Here is a 24,863-nt window from a genome sequence, read left to right as displayed (position 1 = left end):
AATAATCTCCTTATATATATGTTATTTTCGTAGCTCTTTTGTCTGTTTTATTATAACGCCAACAGAAACAATTGAAAAGTGGTTCTTTTGGCTAAAAAAGCGGTTTTTTCCGGAATATAAAAGTAACCAGAAAATAACATCGAAAAATGTTGAAAATTACCAGAGAAATGAAAAAAATGATGAGTCTTACCAATTTATAATATACAATAGCGATAAAAAAAGTAAAATACAGCTAAAATAATTGTAAAAAATGTTCACTAATACAGTGAAGTATGCTATAATGGAATAATCATAACATACAAGAGGTGATCGCATGATTAAGAAAGAGATGATTGCCATGCTCTTGGCCGGTGGGCAAGGCAGCAGGTTAGGAGTTTTGACAGAAAAGGTTGCAAAGCCGGCAGTCGCTTTTGGTGGTAAATATCGTATCATCGATTTTCCACTGAGCAATTGTATTAACTCGGGAATTGACACGGTGGGTGTGCTGACACAGTACCAGCCTCTCCGCCTGAATACACATATCGGTATCGGTATTCCGTGGGATCTTGACCGCAATGAAGGCGGTGTCACAGTCCTTCCTCCGTATGAGAAGAGCACAAGCAGTGAATGGTACACAGGAACTGCCAATGCGATCTATCAGAATCTGGCTTATATGGAGCAGTATAACCCGGATTATGTACTGATCCTTTCCGGTGACCATATCTATAAGATGGATTACGAAGTGATGCTGGATTTCCACAAGGCGAACAAGGCAGATATTACGATCGCGTGTATGCCGGTTCCCATTGAGGAAGCCAGCCGTTTTGGTATTATGGTTACTGATGAGAGCAGCCGTATTACTGAGTTTGAGGAGAAGCCGGAGCATCCAAGCAGCAATCTTGCATCCATGGGTATCTATATTTTCTCATGGCCGGTTCTGAAGGAAGCACTGATCGCCCTGAAGGATCAGAATGGCTGTGACTTCGGTAAACATATCCTTCCGTACTGTAAAGAGAAGGGGCAGCGCCTTTTTGCTTATGAGTACAACGGCTACTGGAAAGATGTAGGAACTCTTGGTTCTTACTGGGAAGCAAATATGGAGCTGATCGATATCATTCCGGAGTTTAATCTTTATGAGGAATTCTGGAGGATCTACACCAAGGGAGATGTGATCCCGCCACAGTATATTTCCGCAGATGCAGTTGTGGACAAGTGTATCATCGGTGAGGGAACAGAAATCTATGGTGAAGTACATAATTCAGTGATCGGTCCGAATGTTATCATCGGCAAGGGCAGTGTGATCCGTGATTCTATTATCATGAAGAATACAGCAGTTGGTGAGAACGTTGTTATGGATAAAGCCATCGTGGCAGAAGATGTTGTCATCGGAAATAATGTTGTGATCGGATGCGGCGAGGAGGTACCGAATGTTCTGAAACCGGCTGTATATTCCTTTGGACTTGTGGCTATCGGCGAAAACAGCGTGATTCCGGACAGTGTCAAAATCGGTAAGAATACCGCTATCGCCGGTGTTACAACAAAAGAAGACTACCCTGACGGAGAACTGGCAGCCGGCCAGGTAATTGCAGCAAAGGACGGTGGGAAAGAATGAGAGCGATAGGTATTATTTTGGCAGGCGGTAATAATAACCGCATGAGAGAATTATCAAACAAAAGAGCAATCGCGGCAATGCCTATTGCAGGAAGTTACCGCGCGATCGACTTTGCCCTCAGCAACATGGCAAATTCACATATCCAGAAGGTTGCTGTGCTGACACAGTATAATGCCCGTTCCCTTAATGAGCATTTAAGTTCATCCAAATGGTGGGATTTCGGAAGAAAACAGGGAGGACTTTATGTCTTTACTCCAACCATTACCAGAGATAACAGCTTATGGTATCAGGGTACTGCAGATGCGATCTATCAGAACCTGAGCTTTTTAAAGAACAGTCATGAACCCTATGCGGTGATCGCTTCCGGCGATGGAATCTACAAGCTGGATTACAATAAAGTCCTGGAGTATCATATCGCAAAGCGGGCAGATGTTACCGTTGTATGTACTACATGCAAGGATCAGAGCCAGGTTGAGAGATTTGGTGTTCTTCGCATGAATGAGGACTGTCGGATCGAGGAATTTGAGGAGAAACCGATCGTTTCCTCCTATAATACGGTATCTACTGGTATCTATGTCATCCGAAGAAGGCAGCTGATCGAACTGATCGAGCGTGCTGCCCAGGAAGGAAGGCATGATTTTGTAAATGATATTCTTATCCGTTACAAAAATCTGAAGAGGATTTACGGATATAAGATCGATAACTACTGGAATAATATCTCTACTGCAGAGGCTTATTATCAGACAAATATGGATTTCCTGAAACCGGAGATCCGGAACTATTTCTTCAAACAGGAGCCGGCGATCAAAACCAAGATCGCAGATGTACCTCCTGCTAAGTACAATCCGGGTGCAACTGTGAAGAACAGTCTGGTGTCCAGCGGATGTATCATCAACGGAACCGTGGAGAATTCTGTTCTGTTCCGTGATGTATTTGTAGGAAATAACTGTGTGATCAAAAACTCTGTGATCTTTAATGACGTATATCTTGGAGATAATACGCATATTGAGAATTGCATTGTTGAGAGCCGGGATACCATCCGGGCGAATTCATATTACTGCGGCGAAGAAGGAGAAGTGAAGATCGTCGTAGAGAAAAACGAACGCTACGTATTATAAATGCGGAAGATCAGTTTTCCGCAGATACGGTTAGCGAAATGAAAGGGGCAAGTAGCAATGAATATTACAGATGTACGTGTGAGGAAGGTAGCAAAAGAAGGGAAAATGAAGGCCGTTGTGTCTGTCACAATAGATGATGAGTTTGTGGTACATGACATCAAGGTGATCGAAGGTGAGAAGGGGCTGTTCATCGCAATGCCAAGCCGTAAGGCAAGCGACGGTGAATATCGTGACATCGCACATCCGATCAATTCAGCAACAAGAGAGCAGATCCAGACGATCATCCTGGACAAGTATCAGGAAGTAATGGCTGAGGAAGCTGAGAATGAGGTTCTTATGGAGGCTGCGGAGTAAGAGAAGTAGCTTCAGGGGGGATTACATCAGAGAAGTATTCTCGTAGCTGATGATCTTTGGATTGAAACAGCATAGAATAAAAACTGCCGTTTTACAGATAAATCTGTGAGAGGGCAGTTTTTTTATGCTCCGGAAAACAAAAAAACGCTTTTCAGTTCATAAAAATTTAAATTATTACGTATTTGTTACAGAAATAAAATAAAATTATTGCTTTTTATGAAAAATGTGTTATACTAGAATCCATGAAAGGACGAAAGGTGTTTATATGAAGAATAGAAAAGTTTTCACATTACTGCTTACAGGTATGCTGACCCTTTCCATGGGAAGCACCGTATATGCATCAGGTACAGACGCTGCGATCGCAGAGGCACAGGCGGAGAAACAGGCCGCTGAGGAGGGTCTTGCGCAGGTACAGAGCAGCATCGGCACACTGGAGAGCAAGAAGCAGGAGCTGGAGAGCTATCTGGCTGATTTAAACGCACAGTATGAGGATCTTACCAACAGCATTTCTGAGCTTAGTATCCAGGCTGCTGAGAAGGAAGATGAATTAAATAAAGTAAAAAAAGAACTGAAAAAAGCAAAGAAAGCTTCTGCAGATCAGTATGAATCCATGAAGCTTCGAATCGCATATATGTATGAAAATGCCGGAACTTCCGCACTGGAGACACTGCTTTCTTCCGAAAGCCTTGCAGAATTCCTCAATCGCGCGGAGAATGCGATACAGATTTCTACATACGACAGAGACATGCTGGATAAATATGTGAGTCTTCAGAAGAATATCCAGGAGAATGAGAAAAAGGTTGAGACGGAGTCCGCAGAGATCGATGATCTGATGACGGAGCGTGCAGCTAAACAGCAGGAAGTGCAGTCCATGGCTTCCAGCACAAGCGATGATATTAACTCTTATGTAAACCAGATCAGCGCCAGCCAGGAAGAGGCTCAGCAGCTGATGGCAGATATCAGTAATGCAGACAGCAGTATTACCGCTCTGGTACAGCAGGCAGAGGCGGAGAAGGCTGCAGAAGAGAAAGCTAAGGCTGAAGCGGCAGCAGAGGCTGAGAGACAGGCAGCAGAAGCGGCAGCCCAGGAAGAAGCCGATCAGGATAACGAGGACAGTGAAGAGGCTGATTCTGACGATGATTATGGCTATGATCCGGAGGAGGATACAACCGAGTCTTCCAGTAGCTCTACAAGTACAGACATTGTTGTAGAGGAGGAAGAGGAAGCGGATGATGTACAGTCCGGAAGTTCCGAAGATGTTTCCGAGGACAGCTCCCAGGAGGAGGTTTCTGAGGAGGTTTCCAATGATGAGACAGCTTCCGAGGAGACGGAAGATGCCTCTGCGGATACGTCCGATTCCGGTTCTTCCAGTCAGGGAACATATCTTGGAAACTTTACACTGACCGCATACTGCAACTGTGCACAGTGCTGCGGTACAGCCGGCAATCTTACAGCCAGCGGAACAGTTCCGACAGCAGGACGTACCGTTGCTATGGCAGGTGTTCCGTTTGGGACCAAGCTTCTGATCAACGGCACTGTTTATACGGTAGAGGATCTGGGAACTCCTTACGGACATGTGGATATCTATTGTGGAAGCCATTCTGAGGCATTAAGCTTCGGACTTCAGTCTGCAGATGTATATCAGGTGGGCTGATCCGGGAAAATCCAGAGGAGAATATTTAAGAGAAATACAGCGCTGCAGGATCGTATGCTGATCCTTGCAGCGCTGCTTTTGTATGCATGACGCAGATATGTGTTTCGTGAAGTGTAGTGTGTGGAAATTCACAAATTTCCTGCAATCCGGAGATTTTACAGATACGGCGTACCCGGGATCTCCGGATAGGTTCCCATACCGATGAGAAGCTCAAGGCCTGTCTGACGGCCTTCCAGTACAGCAGCTTTTACAGCACTGGCATCACCGGAGATGGCGATGATCACTTCATTGGAATGACTGGTACCGATATTCGGAGTCATATATTGTGTAATGGATACTGCTGCGGATTTCACGGCATTATCTGCCATCACAAGACCGATAGCAGCCGGAGAACCTGCCATGAAACCAAATGCTTCACCCAGAGGTGTGCCGAAGGCTTTATGGATAGCAGGACCTGCACTTGCGGAAAAAGCAAACTCCAGGTGGCCGGATTCGCTGATGTAGACCTCACCTGCATATTTGTTAGTCAGTTCCAGAGCCAGAGAAATGGCGTGACGCACGTCGGATACATCATTTCCGCCAAGGACGATATAGTTTCCGTGACCACCCCAGCCCTTGGTGTCTCTTGGAAGTTCAATGGAAAGGACTTCTGTATTTGTGGCTTTTACTGCATCGTCAATAGCTGTGATCTGGCCGGCAGCGCCTGTTCGGGAACTGAAAAGCCCCAGACAGTGGTATTGGGTACCTACGTTCATCTTTTTAAGCAGAGAATCATCAACTCCGGAGATCACGAGTCCGATTGTGTCAAGGACTGCGGTCCCTACAAATTCAGTACGTGTGCAGTTGGTGCTGATGTTATGAATATCGTGTATATCCATGTGGAAAAATCCCCCTTTTTGCTGAAAACTCATTGGTTTCAGTATAGCATCAGAGAGGGGAATTTGAAAGTGAAAATTGACAATATCATTTGTAAATGGCAGGTTTACATAGTAGTAAACGGCATTGTAAAATGTAAACTTAAAAAATAAAATTAAGTTGACATTCAAATCCTGCTGTGTTAAATTGTTAACAGCGAAAGAGCGGATATCATTTATAAAGGACAGGAATGATCTTCCGACAGGAAAAGCAGAAAAGGAAAGAAAGGATACAGATTATTATGACAACAGTGGCAGCAGGCAGAAGCAAGACGTATGATCTTGTTTACATTGCAGTTTTTGCAGTAGTGATGGCAGTTTGCTCATGGATTTCCATTCCGGCACAGGTACCGTTTACTCTGCAGACATTCGGAGTATTTATGGCAGTTGGTGTGCTTGGAGGGAAAAGAGGAACTATGGCAGTTCTGGTTTACGTTCTTCTTGGAGCAGTAGGAGTTCCGGTTTTTGCAGGATTTTCCGGAGGCATTGGAGCTCTTCTCGGAAATGCAGGCGGATATATCATTGGATTTATCTTTTCCGCACTTGTTATGTGGGCATTTGAGCACGTTTTTGGCAGAAAGCCGGTCGTTCAGATCATTTCCATGATCGTTGGACTGATCGTATGCTATGCCTTTGGAACCGCATGGTTTATGCTTGCCTACACAAGAAGCACAGGTCCGGTAGGCCTTATGGCAGTTCTTGGCTGGTGTGTGTTCCCGTTTATCATTCCGGATCTTATCAAGATTGCACTGGCTTATGTTTTATCAGGAAAGGTACGTAAATATGCAAGATAAAAGCAGTGCTGCGGCATATGCTTCTGATGAGGGCACAGAGGAAATAGTCATTCCTCTGCGCCCTCATCATGGTATGTGCCTGGCGTATTTTAAGGGGGAAGGCTACAGTAACGGTTTTACTGCACATATGGCCGAGATGCTGAAGATTTTTCTGGAGGGAAAGAAAATAAGGCTTCATGTGGATACGGATGAGATCTGTTCTGCCTGTCCGAATAATCTGGGCGGACATTGCGAAGCCGGAGATAAAGTGGCAGAGTATGACAATGCCGTGCTGGAAAAATGTGGACTGAAAGCCGGACAGACATTGCACTTCAGCGAATTTACAAAAAAAGTCCAGGAAAAAATCCTTGCGATGGATAAACGTAAGGAAATCTGTGGAAACTGCCAGTGGAACAGTATCTGCGAAGAACAGAAGAGCCGCTGGGCATAGATATTTATAAGAACCTTTCCAAAAACTGCTTCGGGTCTGCAAAAAAAAGTATGCCCGAAGCAGGAAAAAAGAAAAAATTCGATTTTTTTGAAAAATTTTAATTTTTTCTATTGACAAAGTACAGAAACTCTAATATAATAGCTCTTGCAGTTGAGCAAAACACAAACAACTGAAACAGAATAACGAAGCGTGGCTCAGTTTGGTAGAGCGCTGCGTTCGGGACGCAGAGGTCGCAGGTTCAAATCCTGTCGCTTCGACTAACAGCTTGAGAATCCCTTGGTTGAGGGGTTCTTTTTTTGTTTGTGAAAAATAAGAGAACGTAAGTTTGTGTTACCTTGTGTTACCTCAATGAGAAAAGAAATGAGAAAGCCTTTGGTGAATGTCCCGAGCATGGACCACCAGGGGCCTTTTTATATTTACAGATGAAAATATTCTTGAATGCTTTAAATAGCAGTGCTATAATACAGATATAAAGAACAACCGCCCACAAGGGGTTGACCTTATAAGAGAAGATTAGAAAATCCCACCCTGTACTCGGCCAAAGTTTTGGGGTGGTTTTTCTATGTAAAGAATTACTTACAAAACGTTAATACGAACGTAAGCAATGCTAGAATGAACATGCCAAAAGCCATAAGATCTTTGAAGTCAAAATAATTGTTGTTCATCAGCACCACCTCCATCCTTTTGGGACTAGAGGTCAGCCACCCTGTAACACGATTGTTCCCGTACAGTGTAGCATATACGGAAAATCCTGACAAGCGCAAAATGTTCTAAGATAGTAATGCTTTTTTGACAAATGCGCAAATTTTCTGTACGTCTTAATTCTTCACCTGTCTGTTAATATTCTGTTTCGGTGTACTGATTCGGGTATAGCCGTATTCTTTCGACTAATAGCTTGAGAATCCCTTGGTTGAGGGGTTCTTTTTTATGTTTGTACATCCTGGAGCTTTTTTCAGTTGATGGAATGATTTCTCTCGATCTTCATATATATTAACGAAACCGAAATACCGGAGGGACGTGCGTTGGCTGGATATCAGCGTTTTGTTGCGTATGTGTACGAGTATCGGAAAGGAAAAAAAGATGGCAGCAGCGGTTATGTGAGGGTGGAGGCCAGGGATAGAAAATGCCGGGTGGAGGTTCATCTGCGCTGCGTTGGACTGGAGCCTGGAAGTCGGTGCAGAGTGTATGGGTTTGTGCGGCAGGAAGGGCTGATGGATGGTATTTTGATCGGAAGCTGTGTTACCGGGCGGGAACGGATCGAGTGCGCACTGGAGACGGATACAGGGGATATTGGAGGCATGGGAAAAAGTCTTCAGGAGCTTGGAGGACTGCTTCTGATCTCCGATGCCGGCGGATTCTGGGGAACGGAATGGGATGATCAGCCGATCCGGCCGGAGAATTTCCGCGAGTGGAAGAAAAAAGAAACGGAATCTCGGAAGGAAACGGAGAAAACAGGAACGGAATATCAGAAGGCGGCGGAGAAAACAGGCAGAGAGCGGGAAGAAAAGGAAGAAGAAAATCAAAAAGATGGAACCTTGCCAGAAGTGCAGGAAAATCAGAAGGAGTCAGACAGGATCATGACGGTGGAGGAGATTCAGGAGGATGTATTAAAGACATCGGAAACCGGAAATTCATATCAGGCTCCCAGTCCGCATCCGCCGGAGCCACTGCGACCAGGCCAGTCATCACCGCATCCGCCGGAACTACCACGGCCAGGCCAGCCGTCACCGCATCCGCCGAAACCATCGCGACCGGAGCCATCTCGTCCACTTCCGGGAATACCCTGTGACGATCCCTTTAATGACGGCTATTTCACAGACTGCCGCAAGATCAGACCATCGGACTGCAGTGCCTTATGCAGAAAAAACGGCTGCTTCTGCAGCAACCGTTTTGTCATGTACGGATATCAGAATTTCGGCCATCTTCTGCTGTGCAGAAATCCCCGGGGACAGTACATACTGGGAGTACCCGGTGGATACAGCCAGCAGGAACGGTTTATGGCCAATATGTTTGGCTTTCCCTACTTTAAGGAATGTCCGGATATTCATATCCCAGGCGGAAAGGGAGGATACTGGTACTGTTTTATTAACATCTGATCAGAAAAATTTCGGCATCCATGCAGATAAGCAAACAGTTTTGCAAATCCGCAGATCACAGCTCCATACCACGAATTTCTACTACCGGGATCGTCTGAGACAGGATATCCCGGTAGTTTTTCATTTCTTCCTCGGAGCAGGCAGAGAATCCCGGTATCAGAACTCCGTCGGAATCCCGGTAAGCCTGGAGATAATAAGCTTTTGCACCGCTTAACCACCGGCTGATCTCCTGAAAATCTTTTTCGGAATGAAGTTCCCTCACAACTGTTGTACGAAATTCATAATCAAGGTGTCCGTCCAGCAGCCATCCGGCAGTTTCCCGGATCCCATCCAGATCAGCATGTACACCGGTAAGCACATGATAGTTGGAAGGACAGGCCTTGATATCCATGGCAACCTTGTTGATCAGGTCAGCTGCTGCGAGATTTTTTACCACGGAGGGGCGGGAACCGTTGGTATCGAGCTTCACATCATAGCCCAGTTCCCTGATCCTGCTGAGAAATTCCGGCAGCTCCGGTGCAAGTGTGGGTTCACCGCCGGAAATACAGACGCCATCGAGAATCCCCTTTCTTTTTTTTAGAAAAGCCAGGATTTCCTCCTGGGAATATTCAGGCTGGGTGTCAGGCTCCACGACAAGAGCTCCATTCTGGCAGAATGGGCAGCGGAAGTTGCAGCCGCCTAAGAATATGGTACAGGCTACCCTTCCCGGATAATCCAGCAGGGTTGTTTTGTTAAAGCCACATATTTTCATAGGAAAATCCCCTTGTTTCTCTTATTTATGATACTACAAGCATACTCTCCCCCGAAAAAAGCTGCAAGCCTTTTTAACCGAATCAAGTAAGTTTCCTGCGGAGTTGCGAAAAGCAGTAAGCAGAGATGGGGACTTGCTCATGGAAGAAAAAAACATATAATTTATGGGGTACACCTCCTGGGGCTGCATTGACCTTGTCAGTGCATCTACAGCAGAGCTGAAAAAACGCTACGGCTACATCTACGTGGACCGCAACGACGATGGAACAGGTACACTGAACCAATCTGGCTGCTTGACTTTCCGGAAAAAAGCAGATATAATGCATTCATTGACGCAGACAATGGAGTTCGCGAGAGCTTCCGTTGTCTGCGTTTTTCTGTTATACAATAAGAAAACGCTGCAGAAATTAGTGTGGAAATTTCTGTGGCGTTTTTGGCTGTGTGCAAATATCTGTTTTGCAGTAGATTGACATGGAATATTTGAAAAGTTATAATCGAACGGACAGAAGGCTGAGAGCAGTCTTAGTATGAACAGATAGAATCCCGGAGCTTTTTCCGGAATGTGAAGTTACAGGAGGAGTAAAAACGTGACAGATCAGGAACGTTTTATGAAAGAGGCGATCCGCCAGGCAAAAAAGGCCCGTGCATTGGAGGAAGTGCCGATCGGCTGCGTGATCGTGCATGAGGGAAAGATCATAGCCAGAGGCTACAATCGTCGCAATACAGATAAAAATACCTTATCTCATGCAGAGCTTAATGCTATCCGAAAGGCAAGTAAAAAGTTGGGAGACTGGCGTCTGGAGGGATGCACCATGTATGTAACGCTGGAGCCTTGTCAGATGTGTTCCGGTGCACTGGTACAGTCCAGGATCGATGAGGTGGTGATCGGCTGTATGAACCCGAAAGCAGGCTGTGCCGGATCTGTGATGAATCTTCTTCAGATTGAAGGCTTTAATCATCAGGTAAAGATCACAGAAGGGGTATTGGAAGAGGAATGCTCCGAAATGCTTTCCACATTTTTCAGGGAACTGCGGGAGAAAAAGAAGCAGGCAAAAATCCTGAAGAAGCAGGAAGCAGAGCGCCTTGCCGGGCAGACACAGTCAGAGAGAGCGGAACAGAACGAAAAGTCCCGGGAGATTTACTCTTGACAGAATCCTGTGAAAATATCAAAATAAAATCATAAATGGATTTCACTATTACAGACAGAAAATCCATTCAGGTCAAACGAAAGTCGTTGATACAGGAACGACAGAAAATGGAGGAACAAAAAATGGAACTTGAAGCTTTAAGAAAAGACATGGTAGCAGCAATGAAGGCCAAAGATAAGGTAACAAAGGAAGCAGTTTCCGCACTGATCGCAGCAGTAAAAAAAGCTGCCATTGATGAGGGATGCCGTGATGACATCAAAGGAGAGCTTGTAGACAAAGTTATCCTGAAAGAGCTGAAAACAGCAAAAGAGCAGATCGACACCTGCCCTGCAGAACGTACAGATCTGAAAGAGGAGTATCAGGCAAGATATGATATCATTGCGAAATATGCTCCGAAGCAGATGGATGAAGCAGAGATCAAGGCTTATATCGAGGAGAAATTTGCAGATGTTCTGGCAACAGGAAATAAAGGCCAGATCATGAAGGCAGTTATGGGAGATCTGAAGGGAAAGGCAGACGGCAAGCTGATCAATCAGGTAGTTGCCGGATATTGTAAATAAAATAATAGTACAAAAAATCCCGCCGGATCAGTCATAAATGACAGACCCGGCGGGAATGCTGTTTATATAGAGATCATATATTATAACCTTTTTTACGCGCGCCGCACCTCGGAATGGTCTCACAGACGTTACCTTTACAGTTAACTCAGCCCAGGCACCCTCACGGCACACAAGAGCTTCTGCTTAGTGCTGCTGCATTCCTGCCCTGACACGGTTCACAGATTCCTGTTGCGTAAGACCCAGACGTCAACGCCACTTATAAAGGGCTGCTCTGCAAGATACAAGCCTCAGATTGGCATCACCCCTGCTGTAGCGGATTGCAGGTACAGGGCACCGCTATCTCCCCGGCTGCGCGGAATTTAATTATAGACTCTGAAACCGGATTTGTCAAGGTACAGACCGAAATAAATCAGTTCATATTAAGTGTACAGTACTGTACCGCTCCGTTTTTGGTGTTGCGAAGGGTGAAGCTGATATAGGCGGACTGCTTCGCGGAAAGGTTTCCGATACGGAGCGTGGAAGAAGAAGCCCCGCTGTTAGGAGCGTTGTAATTGGTACTATACTGTGTATGGGTCCGGTTGTTGTTGAAAGAAACGCCTGTGATCTTCCAGCCATTTGCAGCGGTGCATTTCATGACAGCATTCTTCTGTGCCTTGTTGGCGTAACGAAAGGCGTTATGGCCGGATCTTTTGAATTTTCCGGCAAGATTGCCTTTTACACCTGTGATGGAGACGGATTTCAACGGGTTGACATAACGAAGCACCTTGATGGTGGAAGTGTAGGTTTTGTTTCCAACCTTGAAGGAAATCTTTCCTGTTCCGGGCTTTTTAACGGCAAAACCGATATTGTAGAAATGATCGGAGTGAGTGTACGGTTTTGCACCCTTGCGGAAAGCCTCCGTGGTACTTTTGAAGCTGCTGGAACCGAAGGAGTCCAGTGCGATCACAGATCCTCCGCTGACTACTTTAACATTGGATTTGAGAATGTTCTGGTTAGCAGGAATATTGCTGATCGAGATCTCATCGTATCCCAGGTCCTTTCCGGATGTGGGCATATAAACGATCCGGGTTTTGGAATAATTGATCGCTGCACTGGCGGCGAGAGGAGTCATGGCGCATACCATGGCTGCGGCTAATAAAGCGCAGGATAGTTTTTTGAGGATTTTTTTCATAGGACGCTCCTTTCCTGGTGAAAATTTTCTGTAAACATACGAAAGTTACTGATAATTTTATTTTACGATGAGATACAGGTAAAGTCAATCAATACACTCGCTGTTTTCGTGCTTTTTTGGCTATTGTACACTGCCTGAAAATGCTTTATAATATTATATTGTGTAAAACTCTGTGAAAAGAGAGGATACAGTAGTTGTTCTGCAGAAATACGTCAGGTGGAATATCTGTCTTATATGCAGACAGCAACAAATAAAATGTGCACATAAGAGGGCATAGAATGGAGGACGCTATGATTAAAAGAATCGGTCTGCTGACAAGCGGTGGTGACTGTCAGGCACTGAACGCAACCATGAGAGGCGTTGTAAAGGGTCTGAGCAACAGCGTTGAGAACCTTGAGGTTTATGGATTTGATGACGGATATAAGGGACTGATCTACGGGAAATACCGTATGCTTACAGCCAGGGACTTTTCCGGAATCCTGACTCAGGGCGGAACTATTCTCGGAACATCCAGACAGCCATTCAAACTGATGCGGGTTCCGGATGAGAAGGGACTGGATAAGGTTGAGGCCATGAAACAGACTTACTATAAGCTCTGTCTTGACTGTCTTGTGATCCTCGGCGGAAACGGAACGCAGAAAACCGCCAATCTTCTCCGCGAGGAAGGCCTGAATATCATCCATCTTCCGAAGACCATTGATAATGATATCTGGGGTACAGATATGACCTTTGGCTTCCAGAGCGCTCTGGAGATCGCAACAAATGCCATTGACTGCATCCATACAACAGCTGCATCTCATGGACGTGTATTTATTGTTGAGATCATGGGACATAAGGTCGGAAGCCTTACACTGAATGCCGGTGTTGCAGGCGGAGCAGATGTGATCCTGATCCCGGAGATCCCATACGATATCAATAAGGTTGTAGAAGCCATCCAGAAGCGTAACAAGGCAGGCAAGCGTTTTACCATTCTTGCAGTAGCTGAGGGAGCTATCTCAAAAGAAGATGCAGAGCTTCCGAAGAAAAAATACAAAGAAAAGCTTGCGGAAAGAGCGAAGAAATATCCGTCTGTATCCTATGAGATCGCAGACCAGATCCAGCAGGTGACCGGAAGTGAGGTACGTATCACAGTTCCGGGACATATGCAGCGAGGCGGAGAGCCATGTGCATATGACCGCGTTCTTTCCACAAGGATCGGTGCCGGTGCAGCGCAGGCGATCATGGATGAGGAATACGGTGTTATGATCGGTGTCATCAACGGCAAGATCAAGAGGGTTCCTCTTGCTGAATGCGCAGGCAAGTTGAAGATGGTATCTCCAAAGGATCAGCTTGTAAAAGCAGCCAAACAGATCGGAATCAGTTTTGGCGATTAATGAATTATGAGTCATCTGGCCGCCGCGGGAGTCTTTCCGCGGCGACTGTGGCGAAGAGAAGGAGAGTTTTATGAGTTATACTGCTCTTTACCGTAAATTTCGTCCCGACAATTTTGACGATGTAAAAGGACAGGATCATATTGTGACAACACTGACAAACCAGATCAAGGCGAACCGTATCGGACACGCATACCTGTTCTGCGGAACGCGTGGTACCGGAAAAACTACGGTTGCAAAGATCCTGGCGAAGGCAGTAAACTGTGAACATCCTGTAAATGGCAGCCCCTGCAATGAATGTGCCATGTGCAAGGCCATTCAGGCGGGAACTGCCATGAATGTGATCGAAATCGATGCAGCCTCCAACAACGGTGTTGATAACATCCGTGAGATCCGTGAGGAAGTGGCTTATCGTCCAACAGAGGGCAAATACAAGGTTTATATCATCGATGAGGTGCATATGCTCTCAACAGGTGCATTTAATGCTCTTCTGAAAACATTGGAGGAGCCGCCTTCTTATGTTATTTTTATCCTGGCAACTACAGAGGCCCACAAGATACCGATCACAATACTGTCCAGATGTCAGCGCTATGACTTTCACCGGATATCCATTGATACCATTGCTGCCAGACTTTCCGAGCTTCTGACAGCAGAAGGGGTGGAAGCAGAGGAGAAGGCTGTACGCTATGTGGCAAAAAAAGGCGACGGGTCCATGCGAGATGCCCTGAGTCTTCTGGATCAGTGTATTTCCTTTTATCTGGGACAGGTGCTTACTTATGATAAAGTCCTGGATGTTCTGGGAGCTGTGGATACAGAGGTATTCAGTAGGCTTCTCCGAAAGGTTCTTTCCGGCGATGTGACAGGTTCCATCCATGTGCTGGAGGACCTGATCACAGGCGGCCGGGAGCTGGGACAGTTTGTATCAGATTTTACCTGGTATATGCGAAATCTTCTGCTTGTGAAGACTTCCGAAAATCCGGAGGAAGCCATTGATGTTTCTTCTGAGAATCTGAAGCTTCTGAAGGAAGAGAGCGGGATGACAGATGTGGAGACGCTGATGCGTTACATTCGTATTTTTTCCGATCTGTCCAATCAGATCCGTTTTGCAAGCCAGAAGCGTGTATTGGTGGAAATCGCACTGATCAAGCTGTGCAGACCGGCCATGGAGACAAATCTGGACTCTGTTCTTGACAGGCTTCGTGTCCTGGAAAAGCAGATGGAGGAACGGCCTGTGCAGCAGGTGATCGTTCGGGAGAGCGAGGCCGGTGGAGCCGGGGAACCGGGGGCGGCAGTGACCGGTACAGCAACGGTACAGCAGCAGAAACCACAGAAGGCAGCTCCTGAGGATCTTCAGAAGATCGTGGCAGGCTGGCGTGCCATCGTGGGTCAGACTACCGGACTTTTCAAGCAGTCCCTGCAGCGTGCAGTCCCCAAGTATAACGGAGAAACAGGAGATCCCATCCTTTATGTGGAATTCCAGGATTTTCTGGGGATGAATTATGTAGACAATCCGGAGGCGAAGAAAGAGCTTCAGGACATTATTGCTGCCCGGACAGGCAAAAGCGTGGAGATACATATGCTGGTAGCCAACAAACATCAGCACACCAATCTCGCGCAGATCACAGTAGACGATGCACTTCGGGAGAATATCCACATGGATATCGTAGTGGAAGAAGACCCGGATGAGGAGTCATAAATCCGTAAACAAAAAACAGGAGGAAAGTATTATGGCAAAAAGAGGTGGATTTCCTGGCATGGGTATGCCGGGAAACATGAATAATCTTATGAAACAGGCGCAGAAAATGCAGCGTCAGATGGAAGAAAACCAGAAAGCTCTTGAGGAAAAAGAGTTTACAGCAACAGTAGGCGGCGGAGCTGTTTCCGTTACAGTTTCCGGTAAACGTGAAATAACAAAGGTCACACTTTCCGAGGAAGCGGTAGATCCGGATGATATCGAGATGCTTGAGGACATGATCGCGGCAGCAACAAATGAGGCGCTCCGTCAGGTTGAGTCCGAGTCAGCAGCAGTGATGTCCAAACTTACAGGCGGCCTTGGCGGTCTTGGCGGAGGTCTTCCTTTCTGATGGAATATTACAGCAGCCATATCAATAAACTTATTGAGCAGCTTTCCCATCTTCCGGGGATCGGAGCCAAATCTGCCCAGCGTCTTGCATTTCATATCATGAATATGCCGAAGGACCAGGTGGAGCAGCTGACCGCCTCCATTACCGATGCAAGGCAGAATGTTCAGTACTGTAAGTGCTGTTACACGCTGACAGATCAGGAGCTTTGTCCGATCTGCGCCAATCCCAAAAGGGATCACAGCACGATCATGGTGGTTGAGAATACTAGGGATCTGGCAGCATATGAGAAAACAGGTAAATTTGACGGTGTATATCATGTACTTCATGGTGCGATCTCCCCGATGCTTGGGATCGGGCCGGATGATATCAAACTGAAGGAACTGATGAAGCGCCTTCAGGGGGATGTAAAGGAAGTTATTGTGGCAACCAATTCCAGTCTTGAAGGCGAAACGACAGCTATGTACATCAGTAAGCTGATCAAACCGACCGGGATCAAAGTAAGCCGTATCGCCAGCGGAGTTCCGGTGGGCGGTGATCTGGAGTATATTGATGAGGTGACACTTCTCCGGGCATTGGAAGGAAGAGTGGAGCTTTAATCGGATCAGGTAAAAAATTCCCTGAGGGATTGCAAAAAGTGATAAGCAGCCAGGAAATTTCCCCAGGTTATAAAGGAGGTGAGACTGGTGGCAAAAAAGAAAGCAACCTCATCGGATGTGGCAGCACGCGCAGGAGTTTCCCAGGCAACGGTATCCATGGTGCTGAACCGGAAATATAATGTTTCTTTTTCGAGAGAAACTGTGGAGCGGGTGGAGCAGGCGGCCAGAGAGCTTGGCTATGAGCTTCCCGGACGTCGGAAACACAAAGCTGACAGAAAAGAAAAGCTGATCGTTGTTTTCTGCCCCACACTCACCAGTCCCTATTATGTACTGCTGCTTCAGGGGATCGAGGCTGTGGCCAATGAGCAGGGATATGGGGTATTTATCTGCAACACCCAGCGCGATGCGGGGTTGGAAGAAAAATATCTCCGTATGATGCAGACCATGCGGCCGGCAGGGATCATCTATACCTGCAATCCTCATCCGGATTTCCAGCATCAGGTAGAAAAGATCGCAAAAGAAACACCGCTCGTCATCATCAGCAACAAGGAAAAAACAACCACGGTAGATGCTATCAATCAGGACAACACAGTGGTAGGAAGGCTGATGGCCAGACATCTTCTTGATCTGGGGCACACGGATGTGGCATTTATCACGCCGCCTCTTACCAGACGGCAGTGGCAGCGCTCCAAGCGTGTGGAGGGCTTTGTCCGCGAGTTTGAAAAAGAGGGAAAAAAAGATCATGTGCTCATCAAGGCGGCAGATGAATCCAATGACAGAAAGATCCCGCGGATGGATTCCGAGTATGCCATGGGCTACGAGCTGACCATGGAGCTTCTCCAGGAAGGACAGAAATTTACGGCTATCGCAGGACAGAATGACATGATGGCTATAGGCGCCATTGATGCGTTGCATGAAATGAGGATACACGTTCCGAAGGATGTTTCTGTCATAGGGTGCGACAATATTTTTTATTCCGGCATCCGCAGGATCTCCCTGACAACCATTGATCATTTTGTTGCGCTGAAGGGAAGAGATGCCTGTGACATCATCATCCGTAAGATCGACATGAATGATAAATTTTACCTGGATGAAAGACCTGCCAGCCTGTATAATATCGAATATACCCCGAAGCTGATCACGCGCCGCACGACGGGGTATGCAAGACTGGACAGAAACCAGTCTGATGAACAGAAAAATAAATAATAGCGCAAAAATTATTAATAATAATATATAGAGAGAGTTTCCATGACACATTTGAATAGAAACCTTGTTAGCTACGATAATTACGGCGATATTCGAATTGAGGAAAATGGAAAGAAGCTGTTTTGGGTGAAAAAATTGACAGGCACTATTAATAAAATGTTATTTTATTAATAAAATATTTATTAATAAAAAACAGGTGCCTTGACCCCCGCAATGAGTTTGTTATAATGGAATCATCAAGAAAAAGAACGAACGTAAACAGGAGGAAAAAACAATGAAATTTTTTATCGACACAGCTAAAGTAGAGGATATCAGAGAAGCAAATGACATGGGAGTTATCTGTGGAGTTACAACAAACCCGTCTCTGATCGCCAAAGAAGGAAGAGACTTCAACGAGGTGATCAAAGAGATCACAACGATCGTTGACGGACCGATCAGCGGTGAGGTTAAAGCTACCACAACAGATGCTGAGGGAATGATCCGTGAGGGACGTGAGATCGCAGCCATCCATCCGAACATGGTTGTTAAGATTCCTATGACAACAGAGGGACTGAAGGCAGTTAAGGTTCTTTCCTCTGAGGGGATCAAGACAAACGTTACTCTGATCTTTTCTGCTAACCAGGCACTTCTTGCAGCAAGAGCAGGTGCTACATATGTATCTCCGTTCCTTGGAAGACTGGATGACATCTCCACAGATGGCGTTGAGCTGATCCAGCAGATCGCTGAGATGTTTGCAGTTGCAGATATCCCGACAGAGATCATCGCAGCAAGCGTTCGTCATCCAATGCATGTAACTGCATGTGCACTTGCAGGCGCAGATATCGCTACGGTACCGTTCAAGGTAATTGAGCAGATGACACATCATCCGCTGACAGATGCAGGTATCGCTAAATTCCAGGCTGATTACAAGGCAGTATTCGGTGAGTGATCGAAACCTCTTTTATATACAAATTCCCTGTGAACAGCAGGGCACTAAAAAGGAGACATTAATAACATGGATAAGTTAGAACTTCAGAAAGTTGCCAACGAAGTCCGCAAGGATATCGTAACAGCAGTCCATGCAGCAAAGGCCGGCCATCCGGGCGGATCCCTTTCTGCAGCAGACGTGTTCACCTATTTATATTTTGAAGAGATGAACATCGATCCGAAGGATCCTAAGAAGGCAGACCGTGACCGTTTTGTCCTTTCCAAAGGACATACAGCACCGGGACTCTATTCTGTACTTGCAGAGAGAGGATATTTTCCAAAAGAGGATCTGAAAACACTTCGTCATCTGGGCTCCTATCTTCAGGGACATCCGGATATGAAGCATATTCCGGGCGTTGATATGTCCAGTGGTTCTCTTGGTCAGGGAATCTCTGCAGCAGCAGGTATGGCTCTTTCTGCCAAACTCAGTAATGATGACTATCGAGTATATACATTGCTGGGTGATGGTGAGATCGAGGAAGGCCAGGTGTGGGAGGCAGCTATGTTCGCAGGCTTCCGTAAACTGGACAACCTGGTTGTGATCGTAGATAACAATGGACTTCAGATCGATGGTGACATTGCAGATGTATGCTCCCCGTATCCGATCGACAAGAAATTTGAAGCTTTCAATTTCCATGTGATCAATGTTGCGGACGGCAACGATATGGATCAGCTGAAGGCTGCTTTTGATGAGGCAAGAGCTACAAAGGGTATGCCGACAGCTATCATCATGAAAACAGTAAAAGGTAAAGGCGTTTCCTACATGGAGAACGCAGTAGGCTGGCACGGAAAAGCTCCGAATGACGAGCAGTATGCACAGGCAATGGAAGATCTGGAGAAGGTAGGTGAAGCATTATGTCAGAAGTAAAGAAAATCGCAACGAGAGCAAGCTACGGCAGTGCCCTCATAGAATTAGGAAAAAAACACGAGGATCTTATCGTTCTTGACGCTGACCTTGCTGCAGCTACACAGACAGGTATGTTTAAAAAAGAATTCCCGGAGCGTCACATTGACTGCGGTATCGCAGAGTGCAACATGATGGGTATTGCAGCAGGAATCGCTTCCACAGGTAAGGTTCCCTTTGCAAGTACTTTTGCAATGTTTGCAGCAGGACGTGCTTATGAGCAGGTTCGTAACTCCATCGGATATCCGAAGCTGAATGTAAAGATCGGAGCAACTCACGGCGGTATTTCTGTAGGTGAAGATGGCGCCACACATCAGTGCCTGGAGGATTTTGCCCTGATGAGAGTGATTCCGGGCATGGTCGTTGCAAGTCCTTCTGATGATATCGAAGCAAAAGCTATGGTTGCTGCTGCTTACGAGCATCAGGGACCGGTATACATGAGATTCGGACGTCTTGCTGTTCCGGTTATCAATGACAGACCGGATTATAAATTTGAGCTTGGTAAGGGCATCGTTCTCCGCGAGGGAAAAGATCTTACCATCATCGCAAACGGACTTTGCGTTGCACCGGCTCTTGAAGCAGCTGAGAAGCTTGCAGCAGACGGAATCGATGCAAAAGTGATCAATATCCATACCATCAAGCCTCTGGATGAGGACCTTGTTGTTGCAGCTGCCAAAGAAACCGGCAAGGTTGTAACTGTTGAGGAGCATTCCATCATCGGCGGTCTTGGCGGAGCTGTATGCGAGTGCCTGGCTGAGAAGGCACCGGTACCGGTTAAACGTATCGGAATCCATGATGTATTCGGTGAGTCCGGTCCGGCATTAGAGCTTCTTCATAAATACGGTCTCGATGCAGAGGGTATCTATAAGCAGATCAAGGAGTTCGCATAATCAAGATCAACAGGGGATAAGTCTGTTTCTGCAGGAAGTATCTTAAGAATCCCGCAGGCGATCACATCTGCAAGTGTTACCACGGTGGAGAGCCGGGTAGTCTGCAGGGTAAGCTGCTCCATGATTCCGGCAGTATTTACAATGCCGGTGATATGGATGTCCCCTACAGGTGGAAGATCTTTCTGAACACCAGCACCTGGGTAAAGTGCACCATTTCCAATGGTCACATAGCCCAGGTGTTTTTTTTGTCCAAGAGAAGCGTCTATGGCAATCACAAGGGCGTGTGGATGAAGCCTTGTGATAAGCGATGAAGTTTTTTCCAGGTTCAGGGCATGGACCGGGCAGGAAAGAGTGCCGTAGACAAAAATATGTCCGGTTTCATGAGGATGAAGAAGGTGTCCGATATATGGGCCTAAACAATCTCCGGTAACACGATCACTGCCAATGCATAAAAACACGATCTCAGTCCATTTTTTAGGACAGTGAAGAATGCATTTTTTCAGAAGATAAGCAATCTCGCCGGATGAACCGTTTTTTCCGGCATCAATGTAAAAAGCCATGAGAAACCTCGATTCTTTTTTCACTCTATCATATCCTGAAAAAAGGAAAAATATGCATGGTGCGGAATCTGTCGCTAAATTCTGTGGACAGACTCTTACATTCTGCTAAAATCCGCATTTTTACTGTGCTATGCTTGGACAGAAGGAGTGATATGAGATGATAGAAGTCATTTATAAGGAGGACACAACAGAACAGGAAGCCGCACAGGAATCGTTTTCCATGCCTAGAAATGTAAGGCAGATCGGGCTGGCGAACGGAGATTACAGGATTTATATAGAAGATTATGTATACACATTTCTCTGCAGCCTGGCAGAAGATGAAAAGCCGGAAGGCCAGGGAAGTGTGGCGGTACTTACAGGTGAAATTCAATGGACTGCAGATATGACCTGTATTTTTATAAAAGGTGCCATTGCAGCAGACGGCATGGAGGCTGCGGCAGAACATATTGACTTTTCGGAAAAACTCTGGCAGAAACTGCAGGAGGATAAGGATCAGTATTTTCCGGAGCAGGAGATCGTGGGATGGTTTTTTGCACAGCCTCAGATAGCAATGGAGATCACGGAGCTTTTTGTGAAAGTACATCTCAGACATTTCGGAGGGGAAAAGATCCTGATGCTGATGGATCCTGGAGAACGGGAGGATGCCTTTTTCCGTTATGATGGCGGCATGATGGCAAAACTGAGCGGGTATTATATTTATTATGAGAAAAATTCTCAGATGCAGACGTATATGATCGAACGCAGCCAGAAAGAGGGCGGAGAAGCATCCGAGAAAGTGGAGGACAGGGCTGTCAGAAATTTCAGAAAGATCATAGATAGTAAAAATCCGGAGGAACAGGGAGAAGAGAAAACTTCTGTTTTTTCTTATGCGGCTACGGTGTGTCTGGCATTGGCAGTTCTTGTGGCTGGAGTGGGCTTTTATCGGAATCAGCAGGAAAAAACAGAGGTTCCGGAAGATTATCGCGCTGCTTCTGCTTCGGTGGTGCAGATGACACCTGCAGTAACAGAACCGGTGCGGAGTGTATCGGTTTCGCCAAAGGCGGTGCAGACGCAGAAACCGGTGCAAACACAAAAACCGGTACAGACGCAGGAAGCTGTGCGGGGAACTCCGGTCCCGACGGAAACCATGCAGAAAAGAGAAAAAATCTCAATAACACCGGAACCTCGAAGTTCAAAAAAACAGTCTGTTTCAGAAGCAACGCAAAAAAAGGATAATAAAACAGAAGAGAAAAAAACAGAAGAGACTTCAGTGGCTGCAGGAAATCCTGGAGAAACTTATGTGATCCGCCCGGGAGACACCTTGTATCAGATCAGTCTCAACCGCTATGGTACTGTAGCGGCGATGGAGCAGATCTGTGCATTAAACGGAATTTCTGCCAATGAGATCATTTATCCCGGGCAGGTAATTGTACTACCCTGATGGAGTGTGCTATAATAACTGGAAAACCAATTACAAAATAAAATACTTAAGGTAAGGGATACGGTTGTGAATATCATAAAAAAAATACAGAAAAAACAAAAGCGTAAAAAGCTGATGAGGCAAAAAGCCAGGCTTGCACAGGAACAGGCTGCACAGGAAGGCGCTCACTACGGGAGAACTTCTCATCGCCGAAGGATTTCAAGAAAGGGGAAAAAGGTGATCACAGCGGCAGTGATCGCTGCTGCAGTCTGCCTGGTTTTTCTCTATGCAGAAAAAAGAAGCTATCACAGCTATAAAGTATTAAATACAAGCGAACAGGAAGATGTTGTGTCCACACAGTATGTGGACATGGATGGAGATATCCTGAGATACAGTCCGGATGGAGTATCTGTTGTGGACAACAGCATGAATACGATCTGGAATGAAACCTATACAATGCAGAATCCTATTGCAGATGTGAATGGAAGCAGGGCGGTTGTTGCAGACAGCGAGGGAACATCGCTTTATATCTGCGACAAAAAAGGTGTGACCGGAACTGTAACAACATCTTATGCTATTGTAAAAGTGCGGATCGCATCGAATGGAATGGTTGCAGTGATCCTGGACAATGATGATAATACCTGGATCAATTTTTATAATCCGGATGGCAGTCTGGTCGCGGAAAATCTGACTAAGATCGATGATCCGGGATATCCCATGGATGTAGCAGTGTCTGATAACGGAGTGATGATGGTAACATTCCAGTATGTTGATGGAAGCAAGACTACCAGCTATGTGGCATTTTATAATTATGGGGATGTAGGGCAGAATGAGGATGATCGGATCGTAAGTGGTTATACCTATGAGAATGTAGTGATCCCGCAGGTGGAATGTATCAGTGACAGTAAGTATATTGCTTTGCGAGATGATGGATTTTCTACTTACCAGGGAAGCCAGATTCCTAAAGAAAGCAAAACAGTCAATGTAAAACAGGAGATCGTAAGTACATTTTTCAGTGATGACAGGATTGGCTTGGTATTTAAAAACAATAATAAAGATGATCTGTATACAATGGAAGTCTATAGTATGAGCGGACAGCTGAAATTCCGTAAAAATTTCAATATTCCATATACGACTATAAAAATGAGCGGAGATAATATCATCATGTATAACAGCTCGCAGATCTGCGTGATGAACAACCGTGGCGTACAGAAATATGCCGGAAATGTAGATGGAACGATCCGGGATTTCTTTAAGATCGGATGGAATAAATATCTTATGGTACTGGATACAGGCGTCAGCACCATAAAATTCAGTTAAGGGGGCAGATATGAACTGGACATGGCTTGGACTGGCTGTACTGGTCCTGCTTGCCTTTTCCATGGTGGATGGATACAGGCATGGCTTTGTAAAAGAAGTAGTATCTGCATTGCTTGTTCTGATCTCCGTTGCTCTGGTATGGCTGATCAATCCTTATGTGAATCAGTTCATACGTGAGAATACGTCTGTTTATGAAAAAATCCAGACTGCCAGCGGATCATTTGTGGATTCTCTGGCAGATGGAAAAGAAACCATGGATGAGGAGGAACAGAAGGAGCTGATCAGCAGCATGGATATTCCGGATCTCCTCCAGAAGGGAATAACAGAAAATAATACGGCATTGGTGTATCAATATCTGGCGGTTAATACATTTGCAGGGTATATTTCCGGATATCTGGCCAATGTAGCAGTGAACTGTCTTTCTTTTTTGGTATCATACATACTTTCCTCAATCCTGATCCATGTGCTGGCGTATGCCATGGATCTCCTGGCAAGATTGCCGGTCATCCGTGGGATCAACAAAATAGCCGGCGCCGTAGTAGGAGGCATGAAGTGTATTGTTTTTGTATGGGTCGGAATGCTGGTACTTACGATTTTATGCAACACGGAAATAGGGCAAAAGGGTCTGGGACTGATCCGGGGTGATACAGTACTGGATTTTCTTTATGATAAAAATATTTTTATCCGTATTTTTACAGGAATATTTTATGGTGGGTAAAAGAAACCGCATTTTGCAGACGAAAAAGCACCAGGATACAGGTGGTGACCATGTCTGTGAAATGCGGTTTTTGGCGAAAAAATACGTTTTTCAGAAAAAAATGAAATTTATGTAAAAAACATGTTGACAGGTAATGGAAAAAATGCTATTCTATCAGAGTTGTTAGGAACAAATTGTTTTTAAGAAACAGATAAATACATCTGCTTTCAGAAAAATAAAAAAGTAGTTGACAAAAGACAGAAGATATGATAAAGTATCCAAGTCGTCAAC

24 protein-coding genes, 1 tRNA gene, 1 other RNA gene and 1 pseudogene are annotated in these 24,863 nt (G+C 45.7%); 22 read left to right on the top strand and 5 right to left on the bottom strand.

Annotated features, from left to right (window positions below):
- The first annotated feature begins 313 nt into the window (after nt 1-313).
- The 4 genes from GPK58_RS02600 (at nt 314) to GPK58_RS02585 (ending at nt 4,717) form a co-directional block, all read left to right on the top strand.
- Complete coding sequence (locus GPK58_RS02600) at nt 314-1,591, top strand: glucose-1-phosphate adenylyltransferase (protein WP_015525650.1); 1,278 nt, start codon at nt 314-316, stop codon at nt 1,589-1,591.
- The gene (glgD, locus tag GPK58_RS02595) at nt 1,588-2,709 is read left to right on the top strand and encodes a glucose-1-phosphate adenylyltransferase subunit GlgD (protein ID WP_215638142.1); all 1,122 of its coding nucleotides are present in this window, start codon (nt 1,588-1,590) and stop codon (nt 2,707-2,709) included. Before GPK58_RS02600 ends, glgD begins: the two co-directional genes overlap by 4 nt.
- 57 nt (nt 2,710-2,766) lie before the next feature.
- Complete coding sequence (spoVG, locus tag GPK58_RS02590; protein ID WP_015525652.1) at nt 2,767-3,063, top strand: septation regulator SpoVG; 297 nt, start codon at nt 2,767-2,769, stop codon at nt 3,061-3,063.
- Nucleotides 3,064-3,328: 265 nt separating this feature from the next.
- A complete protein-coding gene (locus GPK58_RS02585; protein WP_021652858.1) occupies nt 3,329-4,717 on the top strand; it encodes a PcsB-like coiled-coil domain-containing protein in 1,389 nt (462 codons plus the stop codon).
- 155 nt (nt 4,718-4,872) lie between these two features.
- On the opposite strand, the gene pduB is transcribed toward GPK58_RS02585, so the two are convergent.
- Complete coding sequence (gene pduB, locus GPK58_RS02580; protein ID WP_015525654.1) at nt 4,873-5,595, bottom strand: microcompartment protein PduB; 723 nt, start codon at nt 5,593-5,595, stop codon at nt 4,873-4,875.
- Between the two features lie 278 nt (nt 5,596-5,873).
- Between pduB and GPK58_RS02575 the strand changes: the two genes are divergently transcribed.
- From GPK58_RS02575 to GPK58_RS02560, 4 genes are all read left to right on the top strand, one after another.
- On the top strand, nt 5,874-6,425 hold the full coding sequence (locus GPK58_RS02575; RefSeq protein WP_215638141.1) for a biotin transporter BioY: 552 nt from the start codon (nt 5,874-5,876) through the stop codon (nt 6,423-6,425).
- Nucleotides 6,415-6,855, top strand: coding sequence for a DUF1284 domain-containing protein (locus GPK58_RS02570; protein ID WP_015525657.1), 441 nt, complete (start codon nt 6,415-6,417; stop codon nt 6,853-6,855). The genes GPK58_RS02575 and GPK58_RS02570 overlap by 11 nt, the downstream gene beginning before the upstream one ends.
- Before the next feature lie 183 nt (nt 6,856-7,038).
- Nucleotides 7,039-7,112: transfer RNA gene (locus GPK58_RS02565), tRNA-Pro, on the top strand.
- A 765-nt stretch (nt 7,113-7,877) separates the two neighbouring features.
- Nucleotides 7,878-8,951 (top strand): DUF6128 domain-containing protein, encoded by a 1,074-nt coding sequence (locus tag GPK58_RS02560; protein WP_215638140.1) that lies wholly within the window; start codon nt 7,878-7,880, stop codon nt 8,949-8,951.
- 55 nt (nt 8,952-9,006) lie between these two features.
- Here GPK58_RS02560 and GPK58_RS02555 read toward each other — a convergent pair whose 3' ends face one another.
- A complete protein-coding gene (locus GPK58_RS02555; RefSeq protein WP_021650953.1) occupies nt 9,007-9,702 on the bottom strand; it encodes an anaerobic ribonucleoside-triphosphate reductase activating protein in 696 nt (231 codons plus the stop codon).
- A 163-nt stretch (nt 9,703-9,865) separates the two neighbouring features.
- On the opposite strand from GPK58_RS02555, the pseudogene GPK58_RS13270 reads away from it, so the two are divergent.
- The 3 genes and pseudogenes from GPK58_RS13270 to GPK58_RS02540 form a co-directional block, all read left to right on the top strand.
- Nucleotides 9,866-9,985: pseudogene (locus GPK58_RS13270) on the top strand (family 1 glycosylhydrolase); the annotation flags it as partial.
- Between the two features lie 303 nt (nt 9,986-10,288).
- Nucleotides 10,289-10,849, top strand: coding sequence for a tRNA adenosine(34) deaminase TadA (tadA, locus tag GPK58_RS02545; protein WP_227574179.1), 561 nt, complete (start codon nt 10,289-10,291; stop codon nt 10,847-10,849).
- A 122-nt stretch (nt 10,850-10,971) separates the two neighbouring features.
- Nucleotides 10,972-11,409, top strand: a complete 438-nt coding sequence (locus tag GPK58_RS02540; protein ID WP_022426683.1) for a GatB/YqeY domain-containing protein — start codon at nt 10,972-10,974, stop codon at nt 11,407-11,409.
- 94 nt (nt 11,410-11,503) lie between these two features.
- On the opposite strand, the gene ffs is transcribed toward GPK58_RS02540, so the two are convergent.
- Nucleotides 11,504-11,765: signal recognition particle sRNA large type (gene ffs / locus GPK58_RS02535), an RNA gene on the bottom strand.
- A 53-nt stretch (nt 11,766-11,818) separates the two neighbouring features.
- Nucleotides 11,819-12,580: a hypothetical protein gene (locus GPK58_RS02530; RefSeq protein ID WP_173722313.1), complete on the bottom strand. Its 762-nt coding sequence runs from the start codon at nt 12,578-12,580 to the stop codon at nt 11,819-11,821.
- A gap of 290 nt (nt 12,581-12,870) precedes the next feature.
- Here GPK58_RS02530 and GPK58_RS02525 point away from each other — a divergent pair, with 290 nt between their 5' ends.
- The 8 genes from GPK58_RS02525 to GPK58_RS02490 all read left to right on the top strand — a co-directional run bounded on the left by GPK58_RS02525 (nt 12,871) and on the right by GPK58_RS02490 (nt 20,596).
- Nucleotides 12,871-13,953 carry a 6-phosphofructokinase gene (locus GPK58_RS02525; RefSeq protein ID WP_021977972.1) on the top strand — a complete coding sequence of 361 codons (1,083 nt, stop codon included), beginning with the start codon at nt 12,871-12,873 and terminating at the stop codon, nt 13,951-13,953.
- Nucleotides 13,954-14,023: 70 nt separating this feature from the next.
- Nucleotides 14,024-15,646 carry a DNA polymerase III subunit gamma/tau gene (dnaX, locus tag GPK58_RS02520; protein ID WP_092072216.1) on the top strand — a complete coding sequence of 541 codons (1,623 nt, stop codon included), beginning with the start codon at nt 14,024-14,026 and terminating at the stop codon, nt 15,644-15,646.
- 31 nt (nt 15,647-15,677) lie between these two features.
- Nucleotides 15,678-16,034, top strand: coding sequence for a YbaB/EbfC family nucleoid-associated protein (locus tag GPK58_RS02515; RefSeq protein WP_015525666.1), 357 nt, complete (start codon nt 15,678-15,680; stop codon nt 16,032-16,034).
- A complete protein-coding gene (recR, locus tag GPK58_RS02510) occupies nt 16,034-16,630 on the top strand; it encodes a recombination mediator RecR (protein WP_015525667.1) in 597 nt (198 codons plus the stop codon). The genes GPK58_RS02515 and recR overlap by 1 nt, the downstream gene beginning before the upstream one ends.
- An 87-nt stretch (nt 16,631-16,717) precedes the next feature.
- The gene (locus GPK58_RS02505; protein WP_059086187.1) at nt 16,718-17,836 is read left to right on the top strand and encodes a LacI family DNA-binding transcriptional regulator; all 1,119 of its coding nucleotides are present in this window, start codon (nt 16,718-16,720) and stop codon (nt 17,834-17,836) included.
- A 274-nt stretch (nt 17,837-18,110) separates the two neighbouring features.
- Complete coding sequence (fsa, locus tag GPK58_RS02500) at nt 18,111-18,764, top strand: fructose-6-phosphate aldolase (protein WP_015525668.1); 654 nt, start codon at nt 18,111-18,113, stop codon at nt 18,762-18,764.
- Nucleotides 18,765-18,830: 66 nt separating this feature from the next.
- Nucleotides 18,831-19,670: a transketolase gene (locus GPK58_RS02495; protein WP_015525669.1), complete on the top strand. Its 840-nt coding sequence runs from the start codon at nt 18,831-18,833 to the stop codon at nt 19,668-19,670.
- Nucleotides 19,658-20,596, top strand: coding sequence for a transketolase family protein (locus GPK58_RS02490; RefSeq protein WP_015525670.1), 939 nt, complete (start codon nt 19,658-19,660; stop codon nt 20,594-20,596). Before GPK58_RS02495 ends, GPK58_RS02490 begins: the two co-directional genes overlap by 13 nt.
- Here the strand turns inward: GPK58_RS02490 and yyaC are convergent.
- Entirely contained in the window at nt 20,569-21,156 is a 588-nt protein-coding gene (gene yyaC / locus GPK58_RS02485) for a spore protease YyaC (protein WP_178687362.1), read from the bottom strand. The genes GPK58_RS02490 and yyaC overlap by 28 nt on opposite strands.
- 157 nt (nt 21,157-21,313) lie before the next feature.
- Here yyaC and GPK58_RS02480 point away from each other — a divergent pair, with 157 nt between their 5' ends.
- From GPK58_RS02480 to GPK58_RS02470, 3 genes are all read left to right on the top strand, one after another.
- On the top strand, nt 21,314-22,576 hold the full coding sequence (locus tag GPK58_RS02480) for a LysM peptidoglycan-binding domain-containing protein (RefSeq protein WP_173740028.1): 1,263 nt from the start codon (nt 21,314-21,316) through the stop codon (nt 22,574-22,576).
- Between the two features lie 66 nt (nt 22,577-22,642).
- Nucleotides 22,643-23,875, top strand: a complete 1,233-nt coding sequence (locus GPK58_RS02475; RefSeq protein WP_227574176.1) for a DUF5711 family protein — start codon at nt 22,643-22,645, stop codon at nt 23,873-23,875.
- 10 nt (nt 23,876-23,885) lie between these two features.
- A complete protein-coding gene (locus tag GPK58_RS02470) occupies nt 23,886-24,593 on the top strand; it encodes a CvpA family protein (RefSeq protein WP_015525674.1) in 708 nt (235 codons plus the stop codon).
- Nucleotides 24,594-24,863 lie beyond the last annotated feature (270 nt).

This window comes from Blautia sp. MCC270, from assembly GCF_018785605.1.
GTDB lineage: Bacteria > Bacillota > Clostridia > Lachnospirales > Lachnospiraceae > Blautia_A > Blautia_A fusiformis.
Note: the sequence above shows the minus strand (reverse complement) of the source record. Positions and strands in the feature narration are given on the sequence as shown.